Origin of the sequence: Echinicola rosea, assembly GCF_005281475.1 — a bacterium.
Taxonomy (GTDB): domain Bacteria; phylum Bacteroidota; class Bacteroidia; order Cytophagales; family Cyclobacteriaceae; genus Echinicola; species Echinicola rosea.
The window spans coordinates 5,911,645-5,926,849 of record NZ_CP040106.1; the positions used below are offsets into that span (position 1 = coordinate 5,911,645).

A 15,205-nucleotide genomic window follows, 5' to 3' on the forward strand; every position below is an offset into this window, starting at 1 on the left:
ACTTTCCTTTCTCCCAAACTTAACTGCCCCCCTATCTACCACTTACTCTATCTTAATACTCAGTCCCTGGATGGTCTGCCACCCTTCCTTATCGGTCACGCGGATCATAAAATGATAATCCCCCGGATCGATGTCTGCCGGGATGTCAATTTCCGCAGTGCCTTCATATTCCTGTAGCCCGGAAGGAATGGTATAGGTCTGGATAAACAACATCGGCTCAACAGGGGACTTGATAGGATCCACATCACAGTCATTCACTTCGGTGCTGTGGGTATGGTGGTCAAAATTGTGATGAATATCCACGCTAAATCCTCCCAGCTCGACATTATCCCTAAACGTGGCATTGAACTGCACGGTAGATCCCCTTTCCAAGACACTGCACTGGAGAGGAAAGGACGATTCGGTCACGATGATCTCAGGATATTCGGTATCAATGACGGGCTTTTCATCGTCACCACAAGCCGAAAATAGCAGCGCCATCAACAAGATGTACCAGTTTTTTTTCATAATATATTGTCCTTTTGTTTAAAATTCATACTTCAATGAAAGGCTAATGTTCCTGCCCGCTTCGGGCAAACTGATCAACCGATAAAAGCTGGTGTGGTTCAGGTAGCGGGTATTTAAAAGGTTCTGTACCTGAAAGTCCGCTTGAATAGGTTGTTGAAACACCTTGACTTTTGCTCCTGCCCTGAGATGTACCAACTGATAGCCCTCCGTAATTTTTTCTGGTGGTACGATATTGGTCTGTTTGGCCGTCGCCCTTAAATCCACCGCAAAATAGGGACTGGTGAACATTTCCGATCCATCAGGTTGGTAGGTCACATTAAATATCCCGGAAGGTGGCGGGGAAAAGGGAAGCGTATAACCGCGCTTTGCCCCCGACTGCTGCTCACTGTACACATATTCTCCAATGAGCTCTGCACTCCACTGTGGGGTAAACCGGTAAACTGCATTGAACTCAGCCCCATAGCGCATTACTTCAGCCTGGGTATAGTCAAAAACCTGGTTTCCAGCTCCGTACAGAATATCCAGTTCAGCAGTGGGGTTCAGGTAAATATAATTGGAGAAATAATTGACAAAAGGGCTAAAGGCCACTTACCACTTTTCCTTTTTCAGCTCGGCACCAAAATCCAATTGGAGGGATTGTTCGGGATCTAGATCGGCATTGCCCTTTTCATACCGAAAATAATGGTAATTCACCCCATTGGCAGCCAACTCCTTGGCAATGGGCATGCGGAAGCTAGTCCCTAAATTGGCCTTTAAGCTCAAGTCACCCGGAGCAAAATTAACCCCCATTGCCCAAACCATATTATCAAACTCCCTCCTGAAATCTTCTGCCCGGTAGAGGTAATCTGCTGGTGTCGCCTCCGTGGCATCTATCACACTTGGAAACCAATCCCGGTATTCCTCAATGTCGATGGTACTTCGGTCATAGCGTAGGGCAGCGGTAAACCTCCATTCAGGATTGAGCTGGTATTTTTCAATGGCATACAGCCCAAAACTAAATTGGTCATATGCAGGAATCAAAAAACCCCATCCACCAATCTCATTGCGTTGGTATTCCCCAGTTAGTCCCACCATCAGCTCGTGCTTATCCAAAAACAATTCGTCTTTGAGGTTGATCGAAAACACCTCCTTGTCAAATGCCCGCTCCTGCGTGGCTGGATAGGGCATCTCTGCAGGATAAACGGGGGGCATATATCCGTGGTTGACATATTGGCTCCATTCCTTTCGGTCATTCCGCTGGTAAGCCAAGTCCAACTGGAGGAACTGTTTTCCTGCTGCATAACTGGCCTTATTGATTATTTTGGTATGGCTGACCTCCTGAAACGGCAAAAGGATATCCCTGCTGGATTTATCATGCAAAGCGGCATCCACCTGTCGGGGCTCCAATCCATGGGCATTGGCAAAAAAACCCGATTTGGTATAGACACGGCTTACGGATAAGGTATTGCGAAAATGCGCTCCCAAATAGCCGATCCGGCCTGAGAAGTTTTGCTCCTTGCCGGCTGTATTGCGCATCTGGCCTTCGTGCAATGCCACACCAAAATCATAGACAAATACCGAATCAGTGGGCACTTTAAAATCCCCATATTCGGCCATGGTAAAACGGCCCTCTGCAAACCAATTGTCCTTTCGGGCAACGACATTCGCAGAACCGCCCAGCCAGGCATTATTGGAACGCCCGCCCAGCTCAATGGATCCGTCCACTCCTTCCTTCGTGGGAGGAAGCTTCTCCCGGATGTCTACCACCCCTGCGATGGCGTCCGAACCGTACTTAAACGATGCAGGACCTTTGATGATCATTACTTGGTCGGCTGCGTACTGATCTACTTCCAGTCCATGGTCAGCCCCCCATTGTTGGCCTTCATGTTTGATGCCGTTTTCGACCACCATGACCTGATTGAAGCCAAGCCCTCGGATCAATGGCTTGGAAGCTCCTGAGCCTATTCCAATGGTACTGATCCCGGGAACGCGCTCCAATGACTTCATCAAGCTTCCGCCGCGGTTTTCCCGGATAAAATCCTGCTTGACCAGCTCAATGCTGTTAGAAGATTCCCGCTTGATCATCTCGGCCTGATCAATGACCACCACTTCGTCCAGCTCTCGGTATTCGGGAAAAGTATCCCGTTTGGCAAGAGTAGTCGTATCCAGCTTTACCAATGGATGCTCCAAGGATTTTGGGGATGATCCCACTGCCGGAAAAATCCCCAATGGCAAAACCGTGGCACTGAATATAGAAGAAACAAGAAATATCAAAAGGGGCATAAGACTATAAATGCAATGGAATTGCAAATATACAAACAATAACACATGAAACAACGTTGCATTTCAAAGTAGCGAATTAAAATTCATTTTGCACCCGTCCACTGTACCATTAGGAAGATTCCTTCTTTCCTTCTCTAAAACCATCACATCCCGGCACCTATTCCCCACACCATTCCCCTTGATCAAATAAATTAAGAGCATTAATGATTTCCCTGCTTGCTTTTGCAACTTTATTGCACAATATTTGCGCAATAAAGTTGCAAAGACACAAAATAACAGGGGGCAAATTGATCTTGCTTTCCATTCAGGACTAAATAAATCTTTACACCATAATTATTTACAAAATGAACAAACTGAAACGCACATTTCTAATTTCACTTTTGGGCTTGGCCTTGTTCTCTTGTCAGGACGACGAAGACCAAACGTTTGACGCGCCCATCATTTCCTCATTTGAATTTGGAGAGGGCAGTACTCATTCTACCGAACCCGTGGCCTACCGAGGTTCAGACCTTCATATGGAAGCCAGTATCCAAGCGGAGGTAAACGTCGCATCCATCACGGTATCCATCCATGGCCATGACCTGGAAGTGGGCGAAGGAGAAACCGAATGGGATTTTTCACAAACCTATACCGATGAAAAGTACATGGTCAAAAATCCAACCTTCCATGAACACATTGATATTCCGGCCACAGCTCCAGTTGGTGAATACCACGTGGTCTTGGAAGTAACGGACGAATTAGGAAACACCACTGAAGAAGAAGGACACTTAGAGATCATGTCTCCTGTGACCATCAGTGAATTCCACATGGATGAGACCGTTGTAAGGGGAACTGATTTCCACGTGGATTTCATGATTGAGGCGATCCACGGTATCCATGCTATCTCTGTGGATATCCACGCCCATGGCCTAACACCCGTGGAAGGAGAAACTGAATGGCATCTTGACCAAGTATATGAAGAAGGATACCATGGCCTTACCGAGGCTGAATTTCATGAGCATATCGATGTACCTTCCACTGCTCCTGCCGGAGAATACCACGTGGTGTTCAGTGTAGAAGACGAAGAGGGAAACATACAGGAATATGACACCCATCTTGATGTGACTGCCAATTGATCGTCACTACAAAAAAAGGCTGACCGAATATGGTCAGCCTTTTTCTTTTCCCCATGCATTAAGAAGAGTGCACGTTACGCAAACAACTTCATTGATCGGTGACCATCTGACGAAACTTGGGAAACTATTTATGGACGGTAGCGTCTTCGAGGATATAATTACATTGGTAAATGTCCGTTGCATTAAGCTTGAGCTTTCCTTTAAAGGTCAATATTTCATCCATTTTGAACCGTGGATGGTCCTTGGAAACTTTTAGTTCGATAATCGATTCTGGTCCGGCAGCCCCACAAAAAAAACAGGCAGAAAAGGGATTGGCTGAGAGAATATAGACGTCCTCGTCCGCATCGATCTCGAGCAAATACCCACGGATGACCACTTCCTTATCCGCCAGTTCCAAAACGGAAGGCCCAAATTTCGGGAAGTAATAATAGGCATCCACCTCCTCGCTATATTTATCTGTAAATGAAACATCTGCCAACGTTTCCCATGTAATCTTCGTCTGAGAATATCCGGTAAGGGAAATAATAAAAAGGAGTATTAATAAACTGGTCCTAAACATCTGATAGACTTTTTGAAATGTCGATTCTATAAACTGAAATCGCTGGAATGAGCGCTGAAAGAAACCCTATGGCCAAGGTCACCGCAAACAAGTAACCTTCTCCCAAAATTGGCCCTGATGGGTAAAATTCATAATGATATTCGGATTTCAGCAGCCATCCAACCACCCAGAGTCCCAGCCTACTGAAGACCAATCCCAGTAAGAATCCTGCAACAGCAATAAACACTCCTTCCTGAAAGACCAGTCCAAGCAATTGCCCCCTGGACGCGCCAAACGTCCTCAAAAGTGCCATCTCGTAAGAACGTTCCCGAAGTCCCAAGTACAAGCTGATGAAAACGCTGATGCCCGAGACCAAGATCACAATAAAAGCCACCATCTTAAGAGTGGAGGTCGCCATCCCCATCAGACTGAAGAGCTTTGCCAATTCGTATTTGGGCAAGGCTGCCTGCATATTGGTGTGCTCGTTGACCAATCTGGGAAGCTGGACCATACCTAGCGGATTTTTAAACTTGATCAGCAGAGCGGTGATCTCCTTGTCCGCTTCGTGGGAATGGGATGCACCTGCTTCCTCCTGTAGGTGATTTGCTTCGTCTCCGTGATGATGCCCTTCTTGATGTCCATGTGATTTATTTTCCTTGGGTTTATCCTCATGAGCATGATGGTCTTTTTCGTTTTCTCCTTCACGCACTTTATCTGCTACTTCATGCGCTCCATGATGGCTGTGGATATCCCATACACTTTGCAGATCGGTCAGGATCAATTGGTCCACCACGGTCCCTGAAGGTTCGAATATTCCGGTTATCAAATAGGCATGGTCATCGTGGACATGTCCACCCTCTCCAAGCCCATGGGAACCATGAAACCTGTCGCCTATCCCCAGTCCTGTTTTTCTGGCCACTGCTGCTCCGATGGTCACTTCCATGAATTCCCCCCATAACCGGCCTTCCTGGAGTTTCATCGCATAGTTTTCCGGATACCGGCCATCGGTGCCCACAATTCTGAATCCACCATAAGAATCCCCATATGAAAGTGGAATGCCATACTCGACCAACCTGTTTTTCAAAAGCCTATTGGCCTCGGAGAGCTGTATGTTTCCCGTCGGAACATCCACCTGAAAAACAGCTGAAAGGATCAGTTGCAGTGGACTGCCTTTTGCTCCCACCACCATGTCTATGCCACGGATATTGGAGTTCATCTGTGCCTTAAGGTGCTGATCGAGATGCAGCATCAATGAGATCAGTCCCACCCCGAGAGACAGCAACAACAAACTCAATCCTGTGGAAAGTGGCTTGGCAGTGATATTTTTGATACTTAAGCGGAAAATATTCATGGAATTCAATTTATAGAAGAGACTGACTGGATGGCAGGAAGTGTTACCGAAACGGGAAATTCGGACTTCAAGCGTTGATCATGCGTGATGATGATCAAGCTGGAATTGGTCTTGACAGTCTGCCTTTTCAGCAGCTCGATGACCCGAAAGCAATTTTTATCATCCAGTGCGGCTGTTGGTTCGTCGGCGAGGATCAGTTTGGGACGGTTGATAACGGCCAACGCAATGGACGCCCGCTGCTGCTCTCCCTGAGACAGCTGACGTGGGTAGCTTTTGAGCTTATCCAGCAATCCCAGACCATCCAGCACCTCCCTGATTTGATGGGAATCCTGCGGTTTGTTTGCCAAAAACCTGACCATCTCCAGGTTTTCCTCCAATGTAAGGGACTGGATAAAATGGGCACGCTGGAAAACGATCCCGACATGGCCGCCTCTAAAAGTATCCAATTGCTTTCCGCGCAATTGGGCAATATCTGTTTCTCCTATCTGGATGCTACCGTTTTTTGGCTTCAACAAGCCTGCTATCAGGTGTAAAAAGGTCGTCTTGCCGACACCGGACTCCCCAAGAATCAATAAATCTGTCCCTTCGGGAACGTTCAGGTCTGGAAATTCGAATTGGTTGTCCTTATTGTATTCAAATGAAACTGATTGGGTAATTAGCATATCTTCTGGATGTTGGACAATGCAAATCTAGCCATCAATTTTATCAAATGCAACAATATTGCATTTGATAAAATTGATAACATCTACATACACCCTGGATTTTACTGCTTGTCCCTTTGGATATGAAAAAATCAATAAAAAAGCCCATTCGAACTTGCATAGACCCAATGACCGGACCAAATGACCGGGGAAGTATATTGCTTAAACCCGCATTATGCATTAGCCTATCTATTGCGACCTGATCCGCCGCGGCGGACAAAATCAATCGCTTCGCTGCTGTTTTCGATTTCACCATAGCGATGCTATGATTCAATCTCCAAACAGCCTGATTTTCTTGTAGTTTCAGCTCTCATAACGATTCCTAATGCATAAATCGGGTTAAAAAGAAGATACTTCCCCATAAAAAATTTGTCTTTTGCCATCGGAATGTTAAATCGTGCCTTGTTCCACAGGAACATTTTCTGTCTCGTATTGCTCTCCGCTTGGAACTGAAAACACCTAGTGGACCAGGTTCGAACCTGCTGTGCAAAAGAATCTGAGCGATACTTTGATGGAGTTGATTTATCCTAAATGAACAACGATTGCTTTTGGACTATATCAGGTGTCATTTATGCTTCTTGCCCCATGGGGTCCTTTTGACCATATAGTTAAGTGAGTTCACATAAGAATTCGAGTCATTGCCAAATGCTTCCCTACTATCCGAATATACGCTACTCCCTTGGTCGCTGAAAATTTTCAGGGAAACACTGCAATCATAATTGATAGTGGTCGTAGCACTTCCCCCCGAATAGGTGGTCGTCTTGGTTTCCCTTCTGTTTTTTTCTTTTTCCTTTTCGGTGGAATAGGCACTTCCCGTGGTGATCGCCCCTTTGTTTTCGATATCAGTACTTCCAAACACGACATACTCCACGCCTAACAATACCGCTATTTCCTGGGGATTAGCGGCCGTCGCGAGGTGATGGCCATCAATGCCATTTTTCTCCAGAATTGAATTAGTGATCATGGGGTCCTGGACAGAAATCAAGGAAGTATTCTTGCGAAATGAATTGGCACACTCATTTTGGGCTTTGGTCTGCAGGGCATCCACCATCATGCCCTGATCGTTTGTAATGATCTGGAAAGGTAATACTGCGAGCTTGTTCCTTCTGTCCTCCGCCGTGGATGCAGGACGCTGGGAAGCCACAGGGGCCGCACTGGGCACCTTAGGTTCATTGACCACTTCGGTCCTTCCACTCGCAAACTCGATCTTGTTGATTTCATCTTTGCTCACTTCATACTCGAGGTCTTCCCCAGCATACTTGAATTTGATAGAACTGGAACCCATACTGGTCACTTTTCCTTCCATTTTCTTACCGTCCAACTTCACGATGACATCATGTTTTTCTTCTTGTGCAATGGCTTTGGGCTGAAAGGCAATCACCCCCATGATCAACACCACCATCAGCAGGTTACTTGATAGTTTCATAGCTTAGTATATTTTGTTAGGATCATTAATTGCTAAAATTTCAGGGCCAGGCCAAGGCCATGTCCTCCCATCTGCACGCGCAATCTTGGACGATAGGAATGAGCGGACTGATAGCCGGCATTATGAAAATCAATGGCTTCCTTGGCATTCTTGTCAAACCATTTGGTAAATGGAATCGATAACAGGGCACAGCCTGCCCCGATATAAGCGAGGTTCCAGTTTGGATCACTGTCCTTGCTAAAGGAATCCACTACGGGATAGCCCACCAATATCCCGGCAGTAGCAGCCAATAACTTGGACATTAATAAATTCACGCCCAAAGGCTTCACATAATCCTGCATGCCGGGATCATCCTTGAACAAGTTCAAGAGCTGAACTGGCTCCATTTCGATACCGCATTTCTTATAGACCTTTTTCTTGAACAAGCCCTTTTCGATTATTTCAATAGGTTCTACGCTACCACTTTGTGCCCTGACCTCTTCTACAGACATCCCCGTGAAGAGCACGAAAACGACAAGGAATACGTTAATTTCAGTTCTCATGATATTGGTTTATATAAACAGTTTGTTGGTGACACAGACATCAAAAAAGATTACATTATTCATCGTTCTCCAAACACTTAAGCCGTCCAAATACCTAATAAAAATAATATAATTTGGATAAAAAACACATTTTAAATTTGAAAAAAAACACTTTTTTTTGAAGTAATTGAAAAAGGGGAAGCATGAACCTTATTTCTTTTATAGCCTAAGTTCGGTTTAAAAACCGTCTCCGTACATTAGTAGGAACAAGCACTGCCACGGATTGGGCGTAATGTGCAGACAGAAACTGCTTCGGAAGGAATGACCAGATAGGGGCACTTGGTAATAGAAAGTGGATAAAGTATCCCACCAGTGTCGAGGTATTAAGTTAAAAACTCTATACTAGTGGTTCCGCAGCGCAGCTGTCGGAACAACCGGCGAGCTCTTGTGCTAAGGCATCGGAAATCGGAAGGACGATTAGCAAAATGACCAAAAGACTTTGTACTTTCATTGTAGTGGGGTTAGGTTTGGTTTACAAAAACAATTTGTGGGCGAAAGCTGCGCGAAAACCTAATAACACCTTATAAAAATGTTATTTATTAGAATAAAACATCACCAAAAAACAACTGCACACATTTTAAACTTTGTTCAATTTTTCATATTCCTTACCGGCTTAGCTTCTTGATAAACGCATGGGATGCAGGACCGCCAAACATGGTAATTACCTGCTCTGGCTTATCATCGAAAAATTCATCGACTGCCAAACGCGCGCCGGGATTTATTTTGTGTAGCTTATGGGCAAGGGTCAGTTTATCCCCATCTTCAGGATCAAAATAATCCATAAATACACAAATTCCATTTGGAGCCAACCGGGAATATATATGGTCCAGACAGTCCAACACCAATGCTTTGTGCAAAAGGGGATCGTCTCCACATCCACAATCGATATGAGCAAACGCGATCGTATCGGGAAGCTGATCAGGAAGAGTTTCCTGATAATACCCTTTGTGAACCACCGGGAGCTTAAGCCCAGCGGCCTCAAAGTTCGCCTTCAACAGGGATAGGATATCTCCCTTCTCTGTAAATTTGGTTTCAAAACTGTCAAATACGTGTAAGTGTTTAACAAGTCCAAATTGGCTGTTCACTTTCTGAAACAGCAATGCGCACTGACCGGTAAAAGTGCCCAACTCCACTATTTCTCCTTCCACATCATCTTGCAGTACCCGCGTCAACAGATGAAACAAATTGATCCGTTGTTCCACGCTGCACATGTCGCGCATGGTATCAAAATGATGATTCAGGCGAAGGCCGATCCTTTTGAGGATTTTATTGGGAAGTTCAAGAGACGGCGTCACTGCCTCCCTTCTGCTAAAAGGAGAATGATTGATAAACAGGTTATTCATGAAATCTTGGGTTTATTTCGATTAGCTACTGTTTGGGTGATGGTATCGAAAACCTGAGGAGTGTTAAATAAAAGGGCGTTCAATAATTTACCACTTAATTACAGTTTTCACAATCATATACCTTAAAAAAACAGGGCAACACCAAGATTGGCGATAACTTTTTGAGCTTAAAAAAAGAAAGCGAGGACAAAACGCCCCCGCTTTCCATGGATTAATAGTTGGGATTCTGTTCTGCCAAATCAGGCCCCATCATGTCCAAATAGGTTTGGGGGATGGGAAAGTATTCATGTTTTCCCGCCACAAAAGTGGCATTGATCAAGTGAGACCTGATCTGCTTCTCCTCTTCCAGGTAGTTGTTCATGGTTTCAGCGGCCACGCCCCAACGGACCAGGTCAAAGAACCGATGACCTTCCATGGCCAACTCCAGCCTTCTCTCCAACCTCACTAATGCTTGTGCCTGTGCAGCATCTGTCCAAGGCTCATCATACATGGCCACCCGGTAGTTATCAGCAGGCTGGTCACTGTCCAGCTGTGTCACCACTTGACTTTCGGCAGCCCGACCCCTGACTTCATTTACCGTCTGTCTAGCCCCTTCCAGATCGCCTAGGGCCACTTGCGCTTCGGCCTTCCAAAGCAACAGGTCGGCATAGCGGATGATATAGTAGTTCAGCGCACTAATGTAGGGCCAAGTAGGTGTCTGTAAATCCGATAGTGCGGATACGATTCGCTTTTTGGGCGCGAAAGGGCCATAAGTAGATAAATCACGAGCCCACGATGCCTCATATAGAATATTCAGATCCAGATAAGGAATTCCAGGCCTTCCCACCGTATGGTCGAGTCGTGGATCCAGGAAGTCACCATCTGCCAGCTGGTCCCCCACTACAGGCATCCCCTCGGCATTGGTTTCAAAAGCATTGATCAGGTTCTGGCTGGGACGGTGAAAACCATACTGGTTATAATACGGCCCACCCGGTGCAGAAAGACGGTCTCCGATGCTACCGTTATAATTGCTGGGCTCGCCATCGTTGACAGAATGTTGTACAGCAAAGATAATCTCTTCACTATTGTCATTCTCCGGTAAAAAAACATCTCGAAAGTGTGGCAAGAGTGCATATTTCCCAGAGGCGATCACCTCATTGGTTGCATCTAAGCAAGCCTGCCATTTCTCCTGAAAAGCGTAGGTTTTTGCCAAATAGGCCATAGCGGCATACTTTCCGGGACGGCCCGCATCGGTTTGGTCTGTCGGCAGCAGCTCATAGGCCGCACTGAAGTCCTCTTCTATCTTGCCCCACAGCTCTTCATCGGTCAGTGCGATGTTTCCCACGTAATAATCATCTACCGTCTCAGCCTGTTCATCGATGTAGGGAATATTATGGTATATTTTCTTCAACTCAAAATAGAAATGTCCCCTTAAAAACCGGAGCTCTCCCTCCCGGGACTGCTTGAGACCGGCATCAAACGATTCGCTGTTCTGAAGTAACCTTAAGGCATAATTGGCCCTTTTCACACCTTCATAAAGCGCCAGCCATTTCCGGTTGACATCCGTAATGGTCGGGTTGGTATTGAAGATTTCCATTTGATGGATCTGGTTCTGGTCCCCGGTACCGCCGCCACCTTTGTAAGCGTCATCTGAGATGGCGTCTCCAAAGCTCCAATTGGAGGCAGGGCTGTTAAAAGCACTGGATGCTCCATCAAACTGGCCGTTCAGGATACTATAAGACGCGATGATGGCACGCTCGATATTTTCCGGTTTGCTCATCTCATCGGGAGCCACTTCTCCGTAAGGCACTTCTTCCAAGTAACTGGAATCGCAGGCAAAAGACCCCAACATCGCAGATGCCAATGCCAGGTATGCTATATTTTTTATTGGTCTGAATTTCATAGTGTAGTCAAGTTAAAATTTCACATTAAACCCAAGTGTAAACGTTCTGGATGGTGGATATACGCCCCTATCCACACCAATATCCAAGTTTCGGTTATTGGAGGAATAATTCTGCAAGCCAATCTCCGGGGTCATCCCTGAATAACTGGTAATGGTAAACACATTGGAGGCTTGTCCGTAAACCCTCAGTTCCATTCCCCCCAGCATGCTTTGCGGAAAAGAATACCCCACTTGAAGGTTGTTCAATTTAAAATAACTGGCATTTTCGAGGTAATAAGACGATGGCCGGATATTCTCGTTTTCGTCATCGAGTGAAAGCCTTGGAATATCAGTGTCGGTATTTTCCGGGGTCCAGGCATTCAGTACCTCATTGGATTTGTTATAGGCTGATTGGTTAAAGAACAAGGTCTTATATTTGGTCAGGTTATAGATTTGCTGACCAAATGCCCCGTTAAAGAACAATGCAAGATCAAAGCCTTTGTAATAGAAATTGGTCGTAAAACCAATAATTGCCTTTGGGTGGGGCGAGCCAATGGCCGTTCGGTCATCGGCGTCCAATACACCATCGCCATTAATATCCTTGAACCGTAGATCTCCGGGCTGTGCCTCGGGCTGGATGCCGTGTGTGGCCACTTCCTCCTCAGACTGGAAGATCCCCATGGACTCATAGCCAAAAAAGGTGCCTATCGGCTGCCCCACCATGGTTCGGGAAATCTCTTGTCCAAAGTTCACACTGTGCAGGGACGAGCCTGGAATCCCCAGATAATCAATCCCGTCGGCCAGCTCCAAGAGCTCGTTTTGATAGAATGAATAATTCAATCCCACAGTGTAAAACACCTCTCCCGCACTGCCGTTATACTTGGCACCCAACTCGAAGCCCCTGTTGCGCATTTTTCCACCGTTGATCCAAGTACCGTCATTGGTACCGCCGTAAGTAGGGGGAATCGGTGCATAGATCAACAGGTCATCGGTTACCTTGTTGTAATAGTCTGCGCTGACCTGCAAGCGCTCGTCAAACATCGCCAAGTCCACGCCCACACCGCTTTGAGTGGTTACTTCCCAGTTTAGCGAAGGATTGGCCACCCGTGTCTCCACCAAGCCAATGGCCACACTTTCTTGGCTGCCATCAATGGCATAATTGGAATAGGTAATATTGTTCTGGAAGCTGGCCAAGGTCGAGTAAGAAGGCACCTGCTGGTTTCCTGTTTGCCCCCAACTCGCCCTTAACTTCAATTCATTGACATTGGATCCCAGGTTTACAAAATCTTCATTGCTGATCCTCCAGCCTGCGCTGAATGCCGGAAAAATATCCCAATTATTGTTATCCAGTCGTGATGTACCATCATTTCGCAAGGTGGCCGAAAACAGGTATTTATCTTTCCAGTTGTAATTTACCTTGCCAAAGAAGGAAAGCAGGTTCCATTTACTGGCATATCCTGAGTTTCGTTGGTTTTCGGTTCCATAGCTCAGGTAATGGAAATTGTCATCCTCGTATAGGAACTCCTGTCTAGAGGCGCTTTTGGACTCAAAGTAATTTTCGATTGATTCCTGGCCAAGCAGCACATCCAGGGTGCCTTCTCCAATTTTCCTCGAATAATTCAAGGTATTGGTCCAGGCCATTTGGTAATAAAAGGAGTTGTTATCGGACAGACTGTTTACCGCATTCAAGGATAAAATCTCATCATATACCGGCGAAAATGCCCGTTGGAAATAATTTTCATAGTCCATTCCCAAGTTGGTTCTGAAAGAGAGGCCTTCTGCGAGCTTTGCCTCGGCAAAAACGTTGCCCATCAGCTTTATACGGTTTTTGGTATTGTCCTTCCTGCGGTTCAAGTTACCCAGTGGATTGCCGATATCATTGATGGGATTCCCGCCAAAGTTGCCGTTGATATCCTTCACCGGGACAATAGAAGGAAATTGGAAGGCATCATAAACGATACTTCCCAAGGAGGTATTCACTCCTACGTCATTGGTCCTGGTCAGGGAGGCGTTAAAATTTTCTCCTACCTGAAGGAAATCCTTCACCTTATAATCGGAATTGAACCTGGCCGAAAACCGATCAAATCCGGTGTGTTTGATTACCCCCTCTTTATTAAAATAACCCAACGTCATGACATGGCTCCCTTGATCTCCTCCTTTGGAAAGGGTCAAGTTATAGGACTGCACAGGGGCTGTTTGGAAAATCTCGTTTACCCAATCCACATCCGCAGAAGGAATGGTCTGCTCCTCATCCAGCCACGCAGGGATTACCGGGCCACTGGGATCCGAACCGTACACATCACTAGCGGGGGCCTTTCCGTCGTTCTCCGATGCCCGCCACAGCATGTCTCCATATTCTTGGGCAGAAAGCATGCGGGGAAGGTTAAAAGCCTCTTGGATGCCTGTGTAGGCATCAAACGTGACTTGGGTTTCCTTCGATCGGCCTTTTTTGGTGGTGATGATCACCACGCCATTGGCAGCCCTGGAGCCATAAATAGAAGAAGCTGCGGCATCCTTCAAAACTTGGAAAGACTCGATATCCTGGGGATTGATGGTATTCAGGCCATTGGTCACGGGTGTGCCATCGATGATGTACAACGGATCATTGTTGTTTACCGTGCCAAATCCTCGGATCCTGACCGTGACATTGCCGCCAGGGCCATTATCGGAAAGCACCTGTACACCGGGTGCCCGTCCTGCAAGCATGTTTTCCACACTTGCAGAAGGCAAGGTTTTCATCTCTTCCACGTTGACCACAGATACCGCTCCGGTCAAATCCTTTTTCTTCTGGCTGTCATAACCGAGCACAACCACCTCTTCCAGCAGGCCTTCTTCCTCCCGCAGGTAAATGGTCAAGGTACTTTGGTTGCCCAAGACCACTGTTTTGGCTTCATAGCCCAAAAAGGACACCTGCAGTTCAACAGCTCCCTCAGGAACATCGATGGAAAAATTACCATCCAGATCGGTCACGGTTCCCTGTGAGGTCCCTTGCACGATTACCGTAGCCCCTACGATTGGCTCATTTCGCTGTGCATCTAGCACCTTTCCCTGGATTTCCTTGTCCTCCTTCTCCACCACGGCCTGCATGGGATAGGGAATATCCACGGCCGTGACATAGATGTTTTGTTCTACTCGTCTAAACTGAAAATCGCATTGTTGGGTAATGGCTTTCAGCACGGTACGCAAATCAGCATCCATGTATAAGGTGATCTGCTCCTTGGAACGATTGACAGCTTGATTATAGGCAAATTCAAAATCAGTCTGCTCTTCCAGCATCTGTAGTACTTCGGCCAGCGAGTGGCCTTGGGCCTTTAAGCTCACCTGGTAATCCGAAAGGTTTTGGCTATTGGACGGGTTGGCAAAGAGCACTTGCATAAAGAGCACCTGCACGAAAAAAACCCGAAATGTGTATTTTGTTAATTGCACAATTCGTTTGCGTAAATTAATTTTCATAGTTTTAGTTGTTAAATCCTAAAAACAGACCTGGAGATTTTCCCGGTCTCGGTCGGGCTGTTGGCGC

10 protein-coding genes and 1 pseudogene are annotated in these 15,205 nt (G+C 46.3%); 1 reads left to right on the plus strand and 10 read right to left on the minus strand.

All coding sequences use genetic code 11. The features are described 5' to 3' along the window. Positions 1-42: 42 nt before the first annotated feature. Together FDP09_RS23045 and FDP09_RS23055 are read right to left on the minus strand one after the other, a co-directional pair. Complete coding sequence (locus FDP09_RS23045) at positions 43-507, minus strand: DUF4625 domain-containing protein (RefSeq protein WP_137404789.1); 465 nt, start codon at positions 505-507, stop codon at positions 43-45. Positions 508-525: 18 nt separating this feature from the next. After that, a pseudogene (locus FDP09_RS23055) lies at positions 526-2,769 on the minus strand (TonB-dependent receptor). 344 nt (positions 2,770-3,113) lie between these two features. Between FDP09_RS23055 and FDP09_RS23060 the strand changes: the two are divergent. Beyond that, a complete protein-coding gene (locus tag FDP09_RS23060) occupies positions 3,114-3,884 on the plus strand; it encodes a DUF4625 domain-containing protein (protein WP_137404792.1) in 771 nt (256 codons plus the stop codon). Between the two features lie 124 nt (positions 3,885-4,008). On the opposite strand, the gene FDP09_RS23065 is transcribed toward FDP09_RS23060, so the two are convergent. The 8 genes from FDP09_RS23065 to FDP09_RS23100 all read right to left on the minus strand — a co-directional run bounded on the left by FDP09_RS23065 (position 4,009) and on the right by FDP09_RS23100 (position 15,138). Continuing rightward, the gene (locus tag FDP09_RS23065) at positions 4,009-4,443 is read right to left on the minus strand and encodes a DUF3299 domain-containing protein (protein ID WP_137404793.1); all 435 of its coding nucleotides are present in this window, start codon (positions 4,441-4,443) and stop codon (positions 4,009-4,011) included. After that, positions 4,436-5,773 (minus strand): ABC transporter permease, encoded by a 1,338-nt coding sequence (locus tag FDP09_RS23070; protein WP_137404794.1) that lies wholly within the window; start codon positions 5,771-5,773, stop codon positions 4,436-4,438. Before FDP09_RS23070 ends, FDP09_RS23065 begins: the two co-directional genes overlap by 8 nt. A gap of 5 nt (positions 5,774-5,778) precedes the next feature. Further along, the gene (locus FDP09_RS23075) at positions 5,779-6,435 is read right to left on the minus strand and encodes an ABC transporter ATP-binding protein (protein ID WP_137404795.1); all 657 of its coding nucleotides are present in this window, start codon (positions 6,433-6,435) and stop codon (positions 5,779-5,781) included. A 604-nt stretch (positions 6,436-7,039) separates the two neighbouring features. Beyond that, a complete protein-coding gene (locus FDP09_RS23080) occupies positions 7,040-7,900 on the minus strand; it encodes a hypothetical protein (protein WP_137404796.1) in 861 nt (286 codons plus the stop codon). A 32-nt stretch (positions 7,901-7,932) separates the two neighbouring features. Then, a complete protein-coding gene (locus FDP09_RS23085; protein ID WP_137404797.1) occupies positions 7,933-8,442 on the minus strand; it encodes a hypothetical protein in 510 nt (169 codons plus the stop codon). A 644-nt stretch (positions 8,443-9,086) separates the two neighbouring features. Then, on the minus strand, positions 9,087-9,824 hold the full coding sequence (locus FDP09_RS23090; protein WP_137404798.1) for a class I SAM-dependent methyltransferase: 738 nt from the start codon (positions 9,822-9,824) through the stop codon (positions 9,087-9,089). Positions 9,825-10,035: 211 nt separating this feature from the next. Next, the gene (locus FDP09_RS23095; protein ID WP_137404799.1) at positions 10,036-11,706 is read right to left on the minus strand and encodes a RagB/SusD family nutrient uptake outer membrane protein; all 1,671 of its coding nucleotides are present in this window, start codon (positions 11,704-11,706) and stop codon (positions 10,036-10,038) included. A gap of 12 nt (positions 11,707-11,718) precedes the next feature. Beyond that, on the minus strand, positions 11,719-15,138 hold the full coding sequence (locus FDP09_RS23100) for a SusC/RagA family TonB-linked outer membrane protein (protein WP_137404800.1): 3,420 nt from the start codon (positions 15,136-15,138) through the stop codon (positions 11,719-11,721). Between the last annotated feature and the right edge of the window lie 67 nt (positions 15,139-15,205).